Raw genomic sequence first — 17,613 nt, 5'->3', positions numbered from 1 at the left:
TACTGCGACGCATCGTCGCGAAGAGGTTGCAGATCGCCGCACGACGTCATCGACCCGTCACACGGACACGGGCCAACTGGACCAGCCCCCGTACCCCGTCGACGGCCCGGATCTTCTTGCCGTCTTCGCGGCTGCGCGCCGCGTAGGCGATGGGCACCTCGTAGACCCGCGCCCCGTTGCGCAGCAGGCCTGCGGTCAGCTCGGCCTCGATCTCGAAGCCGGACGCGGTGAGGCGCAGCTGCTCATAGCGTCCGCGGGTGAAGAACTTGTAGCAGGTGTAGACGTCGGTCACGTACCGGTTGAACAGGATCGACGCGCACGTGCTGATGATCCGGTTACCGACCACGTACCAGTACGAGTACGACGCGTGCGCCGCGAACTGCCGCGTCCCGAACACCACGTCGGCTCGGCGGTCGAGGATCGGACGAACGAGGGCCGGAATCTGCTGGGGGTCGTACTCGAGGTCTGCGTCCTGGACACCGAGGATGTCGCCGCGGGCGAGCGAGAAGCCCTTGCGCAGGGCGGCCCCCTTACCGCGGTTCGTGGTCGCGGACACCACCGTGAGGTGCTCGGCCGTGGGCAGCCAACCCCGGTCGATGCGCTGGACGGCTCCGTCCGTCGAACCGTCGTCGACGATGATGAGCTCCCACGGCATGGGGAACTCCACATCGCCGAGGGCTTTCAGCACCGACGCGAGCGTGGCCCCCTCGTTGTACACCGGCATCACGAGACTGAGCATCGCTGTCACTCCTTCGTTCGATGGATCCTGTACATGGCGCGGGGCGCGGCGAAAGCCAGACGCGACCCCGGTCGACGGACGGCCACGAACCTGGGGGCCACGACGTGGCACGCCGCGTACCCGCCGAGGAGCGCGACGAAAGGCACAGCCGGGACGCGGAAGCGGCTGTAGGCCTCGCCGCCCGCGCTGATCACGATGACGTAGCCGGCGAGGAGGACCAGGAAGGCGATCGCAGCCCGCGGCCCGACCCTGGCACTTCCGGCGGTTCCCAGGAGAGCGAGCAGGTAGAGCATGACGAGCAGGGCCACCGTCGCGTACGTGAACAGCCGTACGGCCGGGTGGTCGTAGCCGACGTCGAAGCGTTGAGCCACCGGAGCGCGGCTCGGGCCCAGCAGGAGCCGCCCTGCACCCTTCGTGCTCATGGTCAGCGTCCCGACCGGATGCGCCAGCAGCTCACGCACCGCGATGGAGCGCTCAAGCCGGTGACGGCTGGCCGGGGAGGGCGAGGCGCCCAGGCGTTCCGCCACGGTCGACAAGTACCCGTCACGAACCTCGGCCAGCGATCGGCCGTCCTCCTCCGCCACCGCGGACGCCGCCCGGTAGTACAGCAGATTGGTGCTCTCGATGGTGCTGATCACGGCAACTTCGGCGACCGCGGTGTTCCGGACCATCCAGCCACCAACGGGGGTCGCGAACGCGACGGCGACCACGGCCGCGGTGAGCACGCCCTGCCGCCGGTGGGGCGTGCGCGCGAGGAGATACAGGCTCGGAAACAGGACCAAGGGCAGGTACACGGTCACCGGTCTCACGAGCGTCGCCAGGCCCAGCATCCCGCCGCCGACCGCCGATCGTAGCATGTTCGCGTCTCGCTGCCCCTTCCAGACGAACAGGGCACCGACGACCAGGAGCAGCGTGAACGGCACCTCGGTCAGCAGGAGGCTGGAGTGCACGACCGACGCCGGCTCCAACGCGACGATGGCGGCGGCTACGAGCCCGACACGCAGGTCGAACATCGACCTTCCCAGCAGGTAGGTCGCCCAAACCACGCCGACACCCAGCAGCACGTGCGCGAACGCCAGGAACCCGATCGACCCGCCGAAGGCCGACAGCGACGCCAGCAGGACGGGGTAGCCGGGAGGTCGGACGAGCCCGAGCGTGAAGAGATCGCCGGTGGCGTCACCCCAGTAGGCCGTACCCAGACGGTTGGCCAGCGCCAGGTAGCCCTCGGAGTCCACGGCCACGAACTCGGAGGGGTCACCCAGGCCCAGCGCCCAGAAGCCGAGGCGGACCGCACCGGCGACGACCAGCACCGCTGTGAGCGCCGTTCGCGGCGACGACCCGCGCGACCCGGTCGGCATCAACGTTGCCTGCAGTGCCCGGTACTCCGTCTCACCCCCGGAGATTCCCTCTCGGCGTGAGGTCCGGATAGGGACGTTCGACCCGCACCGGGTCGTTTCGAGACACCCACGGTACGGACAGATGTCCCTGGTGGTACGTCTCCTTCGTGTGAAGGCTGCGGGAGATGGACGAGACCCGTTCTGCCACCTTCCGGCCGCCACCTACCGGGCCCTCCCGGCGCGTCACCCGCCGGAGGTTCCTGGCAGGCGCCGCCACCACCACGCTCGTCTGGGCGGCACCGGCGGTCGTCAAGCTGCACGTCGCCCTGCCGCAGGCCGTCGTCAGCCCTCCGCCGGGGTCCCGTGACGACCGGTCGGACCGGACGGACCTGGCGGGGGCGCGCCAGCGTCCCGCTGGCCGAGAACCCGCGCCACGGCCGGATTCTGGGCCGCGCGTCGAAGCACATGACGGACGCACCGTCGATGCCGCTGCTGCCCCACCCGCGGGGACCGTCACCGACGCGTGGAAGCTGGCGGGAACCGCAGCGGTCGGCCTCACCGCGGGCTCCTGGACCGTCTGGGGGCCCGATCGCGCATCGGCGCGGCCGGAGGCTTCGGGTGCGAATCCTCCCGATGGCGGGTAGCAAGGGAGAGATCCCTCCGCTCCGCGGCTCATCTGGCCTCCTCGACCCGCCAGGTAGCGCGTCCCGCAGTGGCCCTGGTTCGCGTGCTGAGCGATGTAGGTGGCCGTGACCGAACGCCTGTACGAGGGCGTCCTCGCGCGAGGCCGTCGTTCCCGGTCGGTGGCGAGCGGGTCGGTAGTTTCGTTGCCACGCGCGTCGTTGGAAGTCGAGGTGTGTTCCAGTGCAGGTTCCGCCGTGACCACCGTCTTCCTCGTCGACGACCACGCCCTTCTTCGGGCCGGCATCCGGACGACGTTGGAGGATGCGAGCGATTTCACCGTCGTCGGGGAGGCCGGCGACGTTCCCAGCGCGCTTCGCGGCATCGAGCATCACACGCCCGACATCGCGCTGGTCGACGTACGGCTGCCTGGCGGTAACGGCGTTGAGCTCATCCGCGAGGTGCGGTCGCGCGTCGTCGGAACCCGGTGTGTGATACTCACGTCGTTCGCCGATCACCATGCCCTCTACCAGTCGGCGATGGCTGGGGCGCAGGGGTTCCTGCTCAAGGACGTGCCGAAGGCCCAGCTGGTGGAGTCGCTGCGCCGGGTGGCGGCCGGCGAGTCGCTGATCTCGTCCGAGACCGTCCAAGTCCTGGAGGCACAGACGCCGTACCTGCCCCCGGAGGACGAGCTGTTGGGGGATCTGACTCCCCGCGAGCGAGAGATCCTGGGCCTCATCGCCGAGGGCCGCACGAACCGGGAGATCGCCGAACAGCTGTTCCTGGCCGAGAAGACCGTCCGCAACTACGTGTCGAACATCCTGTCCAAGCTCGGGATGCGCAACCGGACGCAGGTGGCTGCCTACATCGTCCAGCGCAGCAGCAAACGACCCTGGTAGAGAGAACTTTCGGTAAGCGCATGTGCGCAGAGCGCGATCTATGTAGTCACTCGCGCGCTCTGAGTGCACGGTTACCCGGAAAAATGCCCGACTATATCCGAACTGCCCTTTTCTCTCCGCGGCCGTTCGGCCGGTGACTGTTAGTATCTGCGCACTAGCTGGGAGGGAGCGCGAAGACGCGACCCACCGGCACAAAAGGCCACGGCTCGCCATTCACGACTGGCGTGCCGGGCCGGTCGGGAGTAGGGGCGGATGCGACGGATCATGATGCGGACAGAGAGGTCCTGGCACCACGCGTCTCCTCGGGTTGTGTCCGCGGACGACGGCGGAGGCACGGGGCGTGACGCGAGGCAGCATGTGGGCAACCGTCCCCCTGGCCGCGACCGGGCCGCGACTTTGCTCCGACTCTTGTTGCACGACGTGCGCGCCCCCATCGAGGGAGCTCTGTCCTTGGCGACCGAACTGCGCGAGCAGCTCGGCGAGGCGGACAGGGGCCTGGTGATCGATCGCCTCGTGGGCGACCTGACGTACGTCCGCGGCGTCCTCGGCGACGTGGTGGAGATGGACCGGCTGGCGTCGTCGCCGGTGTACCTCAATCACGATCGTCCGGTCGACGCGGACGAGCTCGTGCACCAGGTCCTGGAACGGATCGAGACGAGCGGACGGCACTTCCAGGTGCAATTGCGCGCCCCGCTTGTGACCGGCGATGCCGCCACCCTCGGCCGGGTCCTAGAGAAGGTCGTCGAGAACGCGGTCACCCACACGCCGATCGACACGACCGTGTGGATCCGCTCCTCCCAGTACGCGGACATGGTCCGGTTCGTCGTCGAGGACGACGGTCCCGGCGTCCCGGATGCCATGAAGCAGCGGATCTTCGAGCCGTGGGATCGGGGGACCGCCCCCAGCGAACGACCGGGTCTGGGACTCGGGCTCGCCCTCGCGCGCCGGTTGAGCGACCTGTGTGGCGGCCAGCTCTGGGTCGAGGACCGGCCGGCGGGAGGTGCGCGCTTCGTCCTGCAGTTGCCCGCGCACCGCGCCAGCCACCTTCCCGGGTCGCTTGACGGGGTCAGTGCGGACCCGACCGAGGGTCGTCTGCCGCGACCGGCGTGATTGGCGGCGATCTTTGCCCTCGACGCCCCGCCCACGGCGATGGCATGACGGCTTCCGCCGGCTCGAGCACCAGACCGTGACGTGGCACCGCCCCCGTCCGTGCTCATCATGAGCACGGCCAGTGGTGGGGACAAGCCCCAGTGGTCGGGATGGCCGGATTCGAACCGGCGACCTCCACGTCCCGAACGTGGCGCGCTAACCAAGCTGCGCTACATCCCGAAGGCTGTCCAGCCGTGCCCGGGCGAGGATACCGCGGTCAGGCGGCGGCGCATCGTCCTCGCGCTCAACGGTGCAGCTCGAGGACGCTGACCTCCGGACGGCACCCGAAGCGGAACGGGGCGTAGCGCGACTGGCCGACCCCCGCGGTGACGTGCAACCACGCGTTTCGACCCTCGGGACCCGGCCAACGTGACGTGCCCCGGGCCTGGTGGGTCGGCAGGTCGCAGTTGGTTACCACCGCCCCGATGCCCGGGACGCGGACCTGGCCACCGTGGGTGTGACCGGCCAGGATCACCGCGTACCCGGCGCTGGTGAGCAGATCCAGCGCGCTGGTGTACGGGGCGTGGACGATCCCGAGCCTGGCGACCGCCTCGGGGTCGCGGGCCGCGATCGTGGTCCGGGGCGGCAGACGTGACGACGGCAGGTGGGGGTCGAGCAGCCCGGCGACCTCGACCGGACCGGCGGCGGTCGGGATTGTCGCGCGCTCGTCGACCAGCGTCGTCCACCCGGTGGTGTGCAAGCCGTCGCGGAGCGCGTCGGTGTTCAACCGCGGACCGAACTCGCGGCGGTCGGGGTGGGTCAGGTACGACAGGGGGTTCTTGGGCACCGGGGCGTACAGGTCGTTGGCGCCGAGCACTGCAACACCCGGCAGGCCGCCTTCCGTCAGCGGCGCCAGCGCCGCCACGGTCGCGTGTTCGGCGCCGGGCGCGCCGACCAGGTCGCCGGCGGCCACGACCAGGTCGATGTCGGACGCGTCGAGCTCGGCGAGGAACATCTGCAGCGGGAGGTCGGGGGGCGACAGGTGCAGGTCGGCGACCAGCAGCAGCCGCAGCGGCCGCTCGGCGTTCGACGTGAGCGCCCCGTCGAGCTCGTCGCGTCGGACCCGGTACCAACGCCGCTCGACCAGCGTGGCGTACGCGGCGCAGGCCGCACCGATCGACGCGACCGTCGCAGCGGCCGTGCTCAACCCTCCCCGCACTCAGTCGTCCTCGCGGTCGGCGGTGTCGGGCGGCCCGGGATGGCCGTCACCGCCACCCTGGCCGCCGCCGTTCCTGGCAGCCTGGCCCGGTGGTGTACGCGGACCCGGGACTCCGTCGTCCGCTCGCGGCACCCGGTGGCGACCCACGCCGATCACCACCTGGCTCCCTGGCTCGAGCTCGGTGCCGGCTGGCGGGCTCTGCTCGACGACGACACCGTCCTGGGCGGCGTCGGCGACGTCCTGCTCGAGCACCCGCACCGTGAACCCGGCGTTCTCGAGCCTCGCGGTGGCCTCGAACCGCCCCATCCCCACGACATCGGGGACCGTGGGCAGCGGTGGTTGCCCGGTCCCGTCCGAGACCTCCACCTGCACGATGCTGCCGACCCAGGCGTCGCTCCCCCCCGACGGGTTCTGAGAGACCACCTGCCCCGCAGGCTGCCAGTGCGTGACGACCGTGGCCCTGGGCTTGAAGCCTTTCGTGTCGAGCGCGGCGACGGCGCTGTCGCGGTTCATCCCCACCACGTTGGGCACCGTGGCCGTGGGGATGGGCGGGGGGGCGCGGAAGTCGACGGCCGGGACGTCGGCGAGGACGGCCTTCATGTAGTCGCCCCACATCCGGGCGGGGATGGACCCGCCGGTCACCCGCCGGTAGGTCGTGCCTGCCGCCTCGACGTTGAACAGCGAGCCACACTGGGTCGCCATCCCCGGCAGGCACTCCGGGAACTCGTACCCGACCCACGTCGCGGTGGCGTACTGGGGCACGTACCCCATGAACCACGCGTCGCGCCAGTCCTGGTTGGTCCCGGTCTTGCCCGCCACCGGCCGGCCCAGGAGATCCCGGATGAACGGGGCGGTGCCCCCGGGGCTGGGCGGGCTCTGGAGGAGGTCGGTGACCCGGTCGGCGATCCCACGGTCGATCACGGGCTGGCAGTTGGGGCTGTGCTGGTAGATCAGGTTCCCAGCGCGGTCCTCGACCCTGGCGACGATGAAGGGGGGGCAGTGCTGGCCGCGGTTGGCCAGTGTCGCGTACGCCGACGCCATCTCCAGCGGGTACACGTTCACCGCGCCCAGTCCGATGGAGCACATCACCTCGGTGAAGCTGTCGAGGTTGGGCGAGTTCTTGATGCCGAGCAGCTTGGCGGTCTCGACCACGTTCTCGACACCGACGTCGCGCGTGAGCTTGGCGTGGTAGACGTTGTTCGACCGCTTGGTCGCCTCGTACATGTTCATGTAGCCCGAGCCGCTGTCGGCGTAGTTGCGCACGTCGTAGGGCACGCCGGCCCGCTTCTGGCAGCCGCGGATGACCTGCCCGGAGCTGACCTCGGTCGAGTAGCCGGGCGTGAAGCCCTCGCGCAGAGCGGCGACGTGGACCACCGGCTTGAACGACGACCCGGGCTGGCGGCTGGAGCCACCCGACCCGGGCACGGCCGGGATCACCTGGGTGAACTCGCAGATGCGCTGGCCTTCGCGGCACTCGCCGAACCGCTTGGGGCCCACCGCCATCACCGCGACCGCGCCGGTCGGAGGTTGCACCGTGACGATCGACGCCAGAGGGTCGGTCACGGGGTCGTCGAGGTAGCGGGCGATCGTCGCCTCGCCCATGTCCTGGCGGGCGCGGTCGAGCGTGGTGTGGATCACCAGACCGCCCTCGAACACCCGCCGCCGCCGCTCGTCCTTGTCGGCTCCCAGCGCTGCCTGCAACTCCGGTTGAAGATCGTTGGACGGGTCGTACAGGACGCGTTTGACCCACTCCACCCAGAACGGGCGGGTCGGTGCCGTGTCGGGGGAGACGTTGAGTCCCAGCGGATCGGTCGTGGCCAGCTTGGCCTCGGCGTCGGTGATGAAGCCGTGTGCCAGCATCTGGCCGATCACGATGTTGCGGCGGGCCAACGCCCCGTCGGGGTTCGTGGTCGGGTTGTTGCGCTCCGGGGCACGGATCAGGCCGGCCAGCAGCGCCGCTTCCGAGACGGTCAGCTGGCTCACGTGCTTGGAGAAGTAGTGGTCGGCTGCGGTCCCGATCCCGTACACACCCGACCCGAAGTAGACGGTGTTGAGGTAGCGCTCGAGGATCTCCTCCTTGGACATGCGCTGCTCGAGATCGACCGCCCACACCGCTTCGGTGATCTTCCGGGCGAAGGTCTGCTCCCGCCCGATCCCGATGTTGGGGATGTTGCGGATCAGCTGCTGGGTGACGGTCGAGGCGCCCTGCTCGATCGTGCCCGACTCCAGGTTGGCCAGCGCAGCGCGGACGATCGCCTTGTGGTTGACGCCGTTGTGACTCCAGAAGTCGGCGTCCTCGGTGGCCAGCACCGCGTTCTGCGCGACCTGGGGAACCTCGGCCAGCTTGACGGGGACCCGGTTCTGCTCGTCGTGGAGCTCGGCGAGCTCCGTGCCGTCGGCCGCCAGCATCACCGAGTTCGTCGGAGGTTGATCGAAGTCGTCCGGGAGGGGAGGCACGTCCAGGACGGTCTTGCCGACCTGGCCGACGGCGCGGTCGACGACGATCGCGGTGGGCAGGAAGAACGCGCCGATCAGCATCGCACCGGCGACGACGACCGCGGCGATCAACGCCACGCGTGCAGCGATCTCGGCTTCGGTCGTCAGCGCGTCGGTGGTGGCCACGGATCTCCTGGTGGGGTGGCGGAGGGCGTTCCCGAGCGACCTGCCAGTCTACGCATGCGCTGGAACGCTGGTCGCCGCCGGCCGGAGCGCACGAGGCGTGACCCGGCTCGCTGCGCCTGGATCACCTCCGGCGGCGCCGCATCAACCATACGTGTACTTTCGGCCACCGTCCGTTATCATATGCGTGCCGGGAGGGAGGTGCGCGGTGGCCAGCACGCAGTGGATGGTCCGAGCCCGCTGCCGGGACATCGATCCTGAGGTGTTCTTCTTCCGTGGCGCCAAGCAGAGCCGTCGGGCGCTGCGGGTCTGCGAGCGGTGTTGCGTGCGCCAAGAGTGCCTGTCGTACGCGATCGCTCACCAGATCGAGTTCGGCGTGTGGGGCGGGCTGACCGAGAGGCAGCGCCGACGGCTGCTCCGGCTGTACCCCACGTCATCCGAGGCGGTCGCCGCAGCCGCGTCCTGAAGCCGCCGACAGCGTCCGCCCCGCCGGCACCGGCGAGGCGCTGCACGCCCGGCGGGAGGTGCGGGCCGGCGCACAGCGGCTACGCGCTGTCGGTGAGGGCGTCCGCGATCTCGCCCAGGGTCTCCAGGTCGTGCACGTCGGAACGCAGCAGCGGCACCTCGACGAGCGGGGGCGGTGCGACGCCGTACAGGGCCGCGGACACGTCCCGGCGCTCGCGGGTCGCCAGGTTGTTGGTGTCGGCCAGCAGCCGCAACGCGCCGGCCACCGCCCGGCCCTCCGTGTCGTTGGGCTGGGCCTGCGCGACCGCCTCCAGGACGACGGCGTCAGGACAGGCGTCCTCCTGGTGCGGCCACCCGCCGCAGTGCGGGTGGATGCGGTTGATCACGACCGCGGCGGTGTGTAGCCCCTCCTGCTGCAGCCGATCGAGAAAGAAGTGGGCTTCCCGCAGTGGCGGGGGCTGCGGCGTGGCGACCACCACGAACCGGGAACCGGGCTCCTCCAGCAGCGCCCGGACCTCCTGCGCGCGCTGCTTGAACCCCTCGTACATCCCCTGGAAGTTGCGGAAGAAGTCGGCGAGGTCCTCGAGCAGTTCCATCCCCGTGACGCGCCCGGCGATCTGCATGAACTTCTGCGTCCCGAACCCGACCAGCCGGCCCATGCCCCGCCCCGCCGCCATCCCGGGGCGGATGAACAGCTTGAGCAGTCGCCCCTCCAGGAAGTCGGTCATGCGCCGTGGGGCATCGAGGAAGTCCAGGGCGTTGCGGGTGGGGGGCGTGTCGACGACGAGCAGATCCCAGTCGCCCTCCTCGTCGAGGGCGTGCAGCTTCTCCATCGCCATGTACTCCTGGGTCCCTGCCAGGGTCGACGACAGCGTCTGGTAGATGCGGTTGCGCCGGATCGCGTCGGCGCGTTCGGGCGTCGGCGCGTGCCGGTCGAGGACATCGTCGAACGTCCGCTGCATGTCGAGCATCATCGCCCACAGCTGTCCGCCTCCCGCCCCGCCGTCCAGCGGGACGCGCTGGGGGGTGTTGCCCAGCTCTTCGATCCCCATCGACTGCGCCAGCCGCCGTGCCGGGTCGATGGTCAACACGAGCGTGCGTCGACCGGCACGCGCCCCGGCCAGTCCCAGCGCCGCGGCCGTCGTGGTCTTGCCGACCCCTCCCGCTCCGGTGCACACCAGGATGTGGGCGCCGGTGACCTCGTCGGCGAGGTCGTGTTGGCGGCCGTCGGCGCGGGTGCGCTCGCTCACGCAACGCTCCCGCGGGGACGGGCCTCGTGCTGCCCGGCCTTGGGACCGGGTTCGCCGACCGAGACGGCGAGGTCGTCGGCGAGGACCTCCAGGTCGCCTTCCTCGAACCTCGCCCCGGTCAGCTGCGGCAGCTCGATCACCCGTTCGTCGACCTCGCGGTGCAGTTGCTCACGCATCCGCTGCTGCAGCGCCAGCCGCTCACGGTGGGCGCTCGCGAGCTCGATGGTCTGCGCCGCGACGTCCTCGCCGAGGTCGGCGCCGCCCTCGGCGGCGCGGCGGGCCAGACCGGCGGGGCCGAGCCGCTGCAGCGCGTCGAGCTCGTCGGGCCCCAACTGCGCGGGGATGACCTGGTTGGCGATGACCGGACCGGTGTCGATCCCGGCGTCGCTGAGCGCCCGCACCGTCTCGACCGTCTCGGTCACCGGCATCTCCTCCAGGAGGGTGACCACGAACGCGCGCGTGCGGCGCGGGTCGTCGAGCATCCGGGTGATGTTCTCCGACTGCCGGCTGATCGGTCCGACCCGGACGATCTCGGTGACCGCGTCCGGAGCCTGGAGGAAGGGCACGATCCGCCCCGCAGGTGGCGCGTCCAACACGATCAGGTCGTAGACGGGGCGCCCGTCGTCCCCACGCCGCTTCTCGAGCTCGTACAGCTTCCCGACCAACAGCAGGTCACGCAGGCCCGGTGCCGCAGCGGTGACGAAGTCGAGGGCGTTGGTCCGCGACATCATCCACTGGACCCGTTTCAGGCCGTAGTAGGTCTCGAGGTACTCGTACATCGACTCCTCGGGGTCCACGGAGATCCCGAAGAGCCGGGGACGGAACTCGCGTTCCCGGTAGTCCCAGCGGGCCGTGCGGAACACCTGGCTGAACGCCTGCCGGGCCTCGACCTCGACCAGCAGGGTCCGTCGGCCCGCCCCCGAGGCCGCGAGCGCGAGGGTGGCCGCCACGGTGGTCTTGCCGACCCCGCCTTTGCCGGTGACGATCGCGACGCGCGACGACAACAGCTGGTCGAACCCGTCGAGGACCCCCGGACGGGGAACCGGAGGGGTCGTCGTGGTGGCCACGGCGACGCAGGTTAGGCGCACGCGGCCGCGCCGCGTACCCGAACGGTCGCACGCCGCCGCGGGGCGGTGGTTCGTGGCGGGTGACGGCGGCCCGTACCCTCTCGGCGATGCGGTCGCGTGCCTCCTCGGTTCTCCTCCTGGTCGTGCTGGTCGCCCTGGTCGGGCTGGCAGCGGGGTCCGCCGGCGCCCAGCCGCCTGCGCGGACGGTCGACATCATCGAGTTCTCCGGCCCGGTCGACCCGCCCGTGGTCGCCGCCGTCGCCGATCTGGTGTCGGACGCCAACCGCCGCGACGCGGAGCTGGTGGTCGTCTCGATCGACGCCCCCTCCGGCGTCGCGATCCGCGTGGACGACGTCGTCGCGCCGCTGGTGTCCTCGGATGTCCCGGTGGCGGTCTGGGTCGGCCCGGCGGACAGCGAAGCGGCCGGGGCAGGGGCGCTGCTGCTGGCGGCCGCGCACATCCGGGCCGCGTCCAGCGTGGCCACGGTCGGGCCGGCCTGCCCGGTGACGGTCACCATGTCGTGCGCACGAGCGCCGGTCGGCGACCTCGGTTCGCGTCTGCCGCCGGGGGGCGACGCGGTCCTCGCCCAGATCGCGACCCAACGCCTCGCCGCGGCGCAGGCCAGACAGCGCGGAGTCGTGGATCTGGTGGTCGACGGGATCGAGTCGTTGCTCGTGGAGCTCGACGGCCGCCAGGTCGTGACCGCGGCCGGGGTGCGCAGCCTGAGGTTGCGCAGCGACGAGGTGACGGTCCGGCTGCACAAGCTCGGGCTGCTGCGCCGCACGCTGCACGCTGCGCTGTCGCCGTCGTTCGTGTACCTGGTCGTGGTCGCGACCGTGCTGCTGTTGCTGTTCGAGGTCTTCCAGCCGGGGTTCGGTGTCGCCGGCGTGGCCGCGCTGCTGCTCGCCCCGCTCGCCGTCTACGGCGTCATCGTTCTGCCGGTGGCGTGGTGGGCGCTCGCCCTGGTCGTCGTCGGGATGCTGCTGCTGGCGGTCGACCTGGCCATCGCCGGGTTGGGCGTGCCCACTGGGGCGGGGACGGTGGCGCTCGGGGCCGGGTCGTGGTTCTTCTACGCCTCCGACGCCCCGCTGCTGCACCTGTCCCCGTGGCTGATCGTCGCGGTCGTGGCCGGCTCGGTGGTCTTCTTCGGGATCGTCATGACCGTGGTCTTGCGCGCGCAGGCGGGCCCCGGGGCGGCAGCCGCCGCCGACGAGCTGGTCGGCCGGGTCGCGGTGGTGCGCTCGACGATGAACCCCGAGGGGCACGTCTTCGTGGAGGGGGGGTTGTGGCGCGCCCGGTGGATGGGCGAGGACCGGGGCCGCATCAAGGCCGGAACACGGGTGCGGATCCACGGTGCCGACGGGGCGGTCCTGCTCGTCGACGACGTCGAGCGGACCGTCGGCGCCACTCCTTGACCAGCTGCGCCGGTGCTTGCGCTGGTTGGTGCACCGCTTTCCATTGGGAAGCGCGCCGGCTATTCCCTTCCGCAGCTGGGCGCCGTAGCGTGACGTCCCAACGTCGGGCGGCCGTCTCGAGACGACCGCGCGAGTGCAGCGACCACGAGGTGGACCGTTGTATCCGTGTGATGCCGACTGGGGGCGCCGTGCCGCCTGCCGCGGCGGGGACGCCGCGCTGTTCTTCGGGCCGGTGACGTCCGAGTCGAAACGCGACCGTGAACGGCGGGAGGCCGCCGCAAAACGCATCTGCGTCACCTGTCCGGTCCTGATCCCCTGCCGGGATCACGCCTTGCGCAGCGGGGAGCGGTACGGGGTGTGGGGCGGGCTGGGCGAGGCCGAGCGGCAGGCGATGCTCGCGGAGCTGGACACGGAGAAGGCGGGCTGACCCGGTGACCGCCGAGGAACAGCTACGCGAGCGGGGCGTGACCTTGCCTCAGCCGCCCGCGCCGGCAGCCGCGTACCAACTGTGGCGCTCCGGCGGGGGGCTGTTCTTCACCGCCGGTCAGCTACCGCTCAGCGACGGGGCGCTGTCCATGACCGGCAAGCTCGGGTCCGACCTGGACATCGACGCCGGAGCCGACCTGGCCCGCGCCGCCGCGATCAACGTCCTGGCGATCGCCCGGGCTGCCGCTGACGGTGACCTCGACCGTGTCCGCATCGTCAAGCTCACCGTCTACGTCGCCAGCGCCCCCGGCTTCACCGACCAGCATCTGGTCGCCAACGGGGCGAGCCAGTTCGTCGCCGACGTGCTCGGCGACGACGGTCTGCACGCCCGCTCGGCGGTTGGCGTCCCCGTTCTGCCGCTCGACAGCCCGGTGGAGGTCGAGGCCGTGTTCGAGGTCCGCGCCCCGTAACTCGGCGTTGCGTGCGTCCGGGCGCCCGCCACGGTTAGTGCGACACGCGCAGGCGCCGCGTCTGCCCGTCGAACTCGGTCGTCCCGACCGCGTCGAGGTGCTCGAGGAGCGGGACCGCGTACTTGCGGCTCGTGCGCAGCGCCTCGCGGGCCTCGGCGGTCGTGAAGCGCTCGTCGAGTTGCGCCAGGCGCTGCACGGCCAGGTCGATGGCCGAACGCGCGAACGCCAGCCCGCCCGTGACCACCACCTCTCCCCGCGCCACCAGCGCGTTGATCTCCTCGTGGTCGACCCCGGCGCGGCGCGCCGCCTCGTCCAGCGGCGGTGGCGAGAAGGGTTCGGCGGCCAGCTCCCGCAGCAGCGTCTGGCGCCGCTCCACGCGGGCCTCGTCACGGACGGAGGCGTGCTCGGGGAGCGTGTAGTACGACCCGTCGCGGTGCAGCGCGCCGCGCTCCGCCAGGGCGTCCACCAGCCCGGCCGCGAGGCTGTCGGGACAGCCCGCCTCGCGGGCGGCCGCGGCCAGCTCCCGCCGGTCGGCGCCGCGCCCGCCCGGGTCGGCGGCGTGGCGGGCGCCGGCCGCCTCGAGCACCGCCCCGGCCCACCCCGACAGCGCCTCGTTGCTCGTCAGGTGCCCCGCCACCGCCGCCGCCCCATCGGGCAGAGGCCGCCCCGGGGGGTGACCAGCTGCTGCCACCGCACGGTCGGCGGGGCGCGCACCCCCGGCCGCGGCCAGGAGCGGCACCAGCGGGTCGCGGCCGTCGCCGAGTGCGTCGCGGACCGCGTCCAGGTCGGCTGCTCGAGCCAGGCGGGCGTCGGGACCGCGGATCGTCCCGGGCGGGTCGGGATCGAGCACCGTGCCTCCGCCCAGCGTCGCTTGACGGCCAGCCTCCCGCAGGACGAACCGGTCACCGGCCGTGAGCGGCAGCGGTCGTTCGAGCTCGATGCGGATGTGCGCCGGGCGGCCATCGACGGCCGCGTCGTGCAGCAGCGGGTGGACCGTCGAGATCACCTCCGCGCTGCCGACGTGCAGGTGCCACGCCCCGGTGCGGCCCACCTCGTGGCCGGGCAGCGCCCGCACCCACGCGTCCAGCGTGGCGGTGGCGCGCCACGCTCCCCGGACCGTGCGGGCGGGTGCCGGGCGGCCGTCGCCGGTCGTGAGCCCCACCAGCGCGTCACCCCGCCCGACCTCGTCACGGTCGACCCCCGACAGGTTCACCGCGACGCGGCTGCCGGGGGCGGCCGCGGCGACGTCCGCGCCCAGGCTCTGCAGTCCACGGACCCGGACGGTGCGCCCACCGGGGGAGGCGACCAGCTCCTGTCCGACCCGCAGCCAGCCGCCCACCAACGTCCCGGTGGTCACCGTCCCTGCACCGGTGATCGTGAACGAGCGGTCGATCCACAGCCGGGGACGGCCGATGTCGCCCGCAGCCGGGGTCTGCGCGAGGCGCCGGGCGAGCGTGGCGCGCAACTGCGGTAGGCCGCGGCCGCTGACCCCGTCGACCACCACGACCGGCGCCCCGGCCAGGCTGGTGGTCGCCAGCCGGCGGCTGACGTCCGCCGCGACCGCTGCGGCCCGCTCGTCGCCGGCGAGGTCGGCCTTGGTGACGGCGACCACGGCGGCGCGGACGCCGAGCAGGTCGAGGATGTCGAGGTGTTCCTGCGACTGCGCCGACCAGCCGTCGTCGGCAGCGACCACGAACAGGGCCAGCTGCACCGCCCCGGCGCCGGCAAGCATGTTGGCGATGAACCGCTCGTGGCCGGGGACGTCGACGAACGCCACGGTCAGTCGGGCGTCGTGGTCGGGGACGTCGAGATCGGTCCACACGAAGCCGAGGTCGATCGTGAGCCCGCGGCGGCGTTCCTCCTCCCACCGGTCGGGCTCCATGGTGGTCAACGCCCGCAGGAGCGTGGACTTGCCGTGGTCGACGTGGCCGGCGGTGGCGACGACGTGCACGGCCGGTATCACCCGTGGTCGTGCAGGGCGGCCCGCACCGCCTCGGCCAGCAGGTCGTCGTGCGCCGGTGCGATCGTGCGCAGGTCCAACAGGAGCGTCCCGCCCTCAACCCGGCCCACCACGGGGGGTTCACCGGCGCGGAGCTCGCCGGCGAGCTCGTCGGGCTGGGAGACCTCCAGCGCCACCGCCCACGACTCGAGCTCGCTCCCCGGCAGCGATCCCCCACCGGTGGTCGACACGGTCTGGACCTCCCGGGCCGGGACGCCCAGCTGCGAGGCGAGCCGCGCGGCGCGGTCGCGCAGCGTCTCGACGTCGGCGGTCAGCATCGCCCAGACCGGCAGATCGAGGGGGACGTCGCTGCGCACGTGTGCCTCGAGGGTGACCTCCAGGGCCGCGCGGCGGGACTTGTCGATGCGCAGCGCACGTGCCAGCGGGTGCTTGGCGCAGCGCCGCACCAGATCATCGCGACCGGCGATGATCCCAGCCTGGGGGCCACCGAGGAGCTTGTCGCCGCTGAACAACACCAGGTCGGCGCCGCTGGCCAGCGCCGCGACGGCCGACGGCTCGCCCTGCAGACCCGGGATCGCCACGTCACGGATCAGACCCGAACCGATGTCGTGGACGAACGGCACGCCGGCTTCGCGGGCGACCGCGGCGATCTGCTCGTCGCGAGGTTGCTGCACGAACCCCACGATCCGGTAGTTGGACCGGTGGATCTTCATGATCACGCCGGTGCGGTCGCAGACCGCGTCACGGTAGTCGTCGGCCCGGGTGCGGTTGGTCGTCCCCACCTCCCGCAGGGTCGAACCCGATCCGGCCATCACGTCCGGGAGGCGGAACGACCCACCGATCTCGACCAGCTCACCGCGGCTGACGATCGCTTCCCGTCCCGCGGCGAGGGCGGCCAGAACCAGCACGACCGCCCCGGCGCCGTTGTTCACGACGGTCGCGGCTTCCGCGTCGCACGCTTCGGCGGCGAGCCGACCCAGGTCGGCGGTGCGCGATCCGCGTCTGCCGTGTTCCAGCTCGTACTCGACGGTGCAGTACCCGGCGGCCTCCGCCATCGCCGCGCGGGCGTCGGCGGACAGCGGTGCCCGGCCGAGGTTGGTGTGCAGAATCACTCCGGTGGCGTTCAGCACCCGGCGGATCCGTCCCGCCCGTCGGGCGGCCAGGTCCTGCGCCGCGGCGGTGATGACCTCGCCGACACCCGGCACGGGTCCGCCCCGCCGTGCCCGTTCACGTGCCTGGTCCACCGACCGGCGGACCGCCTCCGCGAACGGGCGGCGCCCGTAGGTCGCGACGATCGATGCCGCAGCCGGATCGCGGAGGACCGCATCGACCTGCGGGAGCCGCGAGAGATCGGTCATCGCTGCTGCGGTCTGGGTGCCACTCAGCTGCTCCTGACTCGACCGATGGTGCCAGACCGGGAGCCGGGCGCAGGTCCCAGGTCGGTGCCCTCCGCTGCGATGCGAGCCAGCCACTGGTCGAGTTCGGGCAACGAGCGACCCACGCGAGGGTCGGGCGGGTGCAGGATCGAGAAGTACCGCTCGAGTTCGTGATCGAGGACCCGGCGACGTTCGTCGGTGAGCCACGGGCCGAGCAGCCGCGCGGCCACGTCGAGCGCGTCCATCCGCAGCACTCGGGGCACGTCTCCGGCGTGGGCGGGGTCCAGGCCGGGCACGGGCGCGGCCACCACGCGCCGCAGCCGCTCGCACTGGTGTGCCTCGAGATCTCCGATCCTCAGGAACCGCAGCAGCCCCAGCAGCACCTGACGGATCCCTTCCCGGATCTGCTCGCGTTGGCCGTCCGACCACAGCGTTGCCTGCGGAGCCTGCTCAGCGAGGCCCTCGACCAGGTCGTCGAGGAGTTCGGTGAGGTGCCGGTTGAGCGCGGGGGCGAGTTCGGCCGCGACCGCGCGGTAGCGCTGCTGATCCACGATCGACCTCTCACAACGGATCGTCACGGAGCGACCGCCGCGGTTGTCGCTGGGCGATCGCGACGAACGGTACAGCGACGCAGCGCGGTTTTGTGCCGGATCGGCTGACG

General features: G+C 71.9%; 15 protein-coding genes and 1 tRNA gene. 6 read left to right on the top strand and 10 right to left on the bottom strand.

What is annotated here, in order from left to right:
* Window positions 1-46: 46 nt before the first annotated feature.
* Together KY462_11965 and KY462_11960 are read right to left on the bottom strand one after the other, a co-directional pair.
* Window positions 47-739 (bottom strand): glycosyltransferase family 2 protein, encoded by a 693-nt coding sequence (locus KY462_11965; GenBank protein ID MBW3578432.1) that lies wholly within the window; start codon window positions 737-739, stop codon window positions 47-49.
* A gap of 5 nt (window positions 740-744) precedes the next feature.
* Window positions 745-2,097, bottom strand: coding sequence for a glycosyltransferase family 39 protein (locus KY462_11960; GenBank protein ID MBW3578431.1), 1,353 nt, complete (start codon window positions 2,095-2,097; stop codon window positions 745-747).
* An 833-nt stretch (window positions 2,098-2,930) separates the two neighbouring features.
* On the opposite strand from KY462_11960, the gene KY462_11955 reads away from it, so the two are divergent.
* Together KY462_11955 and KY462_11950 are read left to right on the top strand one after the other, a co-directional pair.
* Entirely contained in the window at window positions 2,931-3,596 is a 666-nt protein-coding gene (locus KY462_11955) for a response regulator transcription factor (GenBank protein MBW3578430.1), read from the top strand.
* Between the two features lie 450 nt (window positions 3,597-4,046).
* Window positions 4,047-4,706 (top strand): hypothetical protein, encoded by a 660-nt coding sequence (locus KY462_11950; GenBank protein ID MBW3578429.1) that lies wholly within the window; start codon window positions 4,047-4,049, stop codon window positions 4,704-4,706.
* Between the two features lie 141 nt (window positions 4,707-4,847).
* Here the strand turns inward: KY462_11950 and KY462_11945 are convergent.
* From KY462_11945 to KY462_11935, 3 genes are all read right to left on the bottom strand, one after another.
* A tRNA-Pro gene (locus KY462_11945) sits at window positions 4,848-4,925 on the bottom strand.
* A 64-nt stretch (window positions 4,926-4,989) separates the two neighbouring features.
* Window positions 4,990-5,904, bottom strand: coding sequence for a metallophosphoesterase (locus KY462_11940; GenBank protein ID MBW3578428.1), 915 nt, complete (start codon window positions 5,902-5,904; stop codon window positions 4,990-4,992).
* A complete protein-coding gene (locus KY462_11935) occupies window positions 5,905-8,526 on the bottom strand; it encodes a transglycosylase domain-containing protein (protein MBW3578427.1) in 2,622 nt (873 codons plus the stop codon).
* 223 nt (window positions 8,527-8,749) lie between these two features.
* Here KY462_11935 and KY462_11930 point away from each other — a divergent pair, with 223 nt between their 5' ends.
* Window positions 8,750-8,989 carry a WhiB family transcriptional regulator gene (locus KY462_11930; GenBank protein ID MBW3578426.1) on the top strand — a complete coding sequence of 80 codons (240 nt, stop codon included), beginning with the start codon at window positions 8,750-8,752 and terminating at the stop codon, window positions 8,987-8,989.
* 79 nt (window positions 8,990-9,068) lie between these two features.
* Here the strand turns inward: KY462_11930 and KY462_11925 are convergent, their stop codons facing one another.
* Together KY462_11925 and KY462_11920 are read right to left on the bottom strand one after the other, a co-directional pair.
* Window positions 9,069-10,238: an AAA family ATPase gene (locus KY462_11925; protein ID MBW3578425.1), complete on the bottom strand. Its 1,170-nt coding sequence runs from the start codon at window positions 10,236-10,238 to the stop codon at window positions 9,069-9,071.
* Window positions 10,235-11,305 carry an AAA family ATPase gene (locus KY462_11920; GenBank protein MBW3578424.1) on the bottom strand — a complete coding sequence of 357 codons (1,071 nt, stop codon included), beginning with the start codon at window positions 11,303-11,305 and terminating at the stop codon, window positions 10,235-10,237. The genes KY462_11925 and KY462_11920 overlap by 4 nt, the downstream gene beginning before the upstream one ends.
* An 80-nt stretch (window positions 11,306-11,385) precedes the next feature.
* Here KY462_11920 and KY462_11915 point away from each other — a divergent pair, with 80 nt between their 5' ends.
* The 3 genes from KY462_11915 (at window position 11,386) to KY462_11905 (ending at window position 13,616) form a co-directional block, all read left to right on the top strand.
* Window positions 11,386-12,720: a hypothetical protein gene (locus KY462_11915; protein MBW3578423.1), complete on the top strand. Its 1,335-nt coding sequence runs from the start codon at window positions 11,386-11,388 to the stop codon at window positions 12,718-12,720.
* 133 nt (window positions 12,721-12,853) lie between these two features.
* Window positions 12,854-13,147, top strand: coding sequence for a WhiB family transcriptional regulator (locus KY462_11910; protein MBW3578422.1), 294 nt, complete (start codon window positions 12,854-12,856; stop codon window positions 13,145-13,147).
* A 4-nt stretch (window positions 13,148-13,151) separates the two neighbouring features.
* Window positions 13,152-13,616, top strand: coding sequence for a RidA family protein (locus KY462_11905; GenBank protein ID MBW3578421.1), 465 nt, complete (start codon window positions 13,152-13,154; stop codon window positions 13,614-13,616).
* 34 nt (window positions 13,617-13,650) lie between these two features.
* Here the strand turns inward: KY462_11905 and selB are convergent, their stop codons facing one another.
* The 3 genes from selB to KY462_11890 are packed head-to-tail and all read right to left on the bottom strand — an operon-like array spanning window position 13,651 to window position 17,503.
* Window positions 13,651-15,567, bottom strand: a complete 1,917-nt coding sequence (gene selB / locus KY462_11900) for a selenocysteine-specific translation elongation factor (protein MBW3578420.1) — start codon at window positions 15,565-15,567, stop codon at window positions 13,651-13,653.
* 8 nt (window positions 15,568-15,575) lie between these two features.
* Complete coding sequence (gene selA / locus KY462_11895; protein MBW3578419.1) at window positions 15,576-16,934, bottom strand: L-seryl-tRNA(Sec) selenium transferase; 1,359 nt, start codon at window positions 16,932-16,934, stop codon at window positions 15,576-15,578.
* Window positions 16,935-16,957: 23 nt separating this feature from the next.
* A complete protein-coding gene (locus KY462_11890; protein ID MBW3578418.1) occupies window positions 16,958-17,503 on the bottom strand; it encodes a hypothetical protein in 546 nt (181 codons plus the stop codon).
* Window positions 17,504-17,613: the final 110 nt, after the last annotated feature.

Source organism: Actinomycetota bacterium (genome assembly GCA_019347675.1).
In the GTDB taxonomy this organism is placed as follows: Bacteria; Actinomycetota; Nitriliruptoria; order Nitriliruptorales; family JAHWKO01; genus JAHWKW01.
This window is presented reverse-complemented; position numbering and strand designations above follow the sequence as displayed.

Bases quoted from the DNA above. Each gene is read 5' to 3' on its own strand.
- KY462_11965 (MBW3578432.1), bottom strand. From the start codon at position 739: ATGCTCAGTCTCGTGATGCCGGTGTACAACGAGGGGGCCACGCTCGCG.
- KY462_11960 (MBW3578431.1), bottom strand. From the start codon at position 2,097: ATGCCGACCGGGTCGCGCGGGTCGTCGCCGCGAACGGCGCTCACAGCG.
- KY462_11930 (MBW3578426.1), top strand. From the start codon at position 8,750: ATGGTCCGAGCCCGCTGCCGGGACATCGATCCTGAGGTGTTCTTCTTC.
- selA (MBW3578419.1), bottom strand. From the start codon at position 16,934: ATGACCGATCTCTCGCGGCTCCCGCAGGTCGATGCGGTCCTCCGCGAT.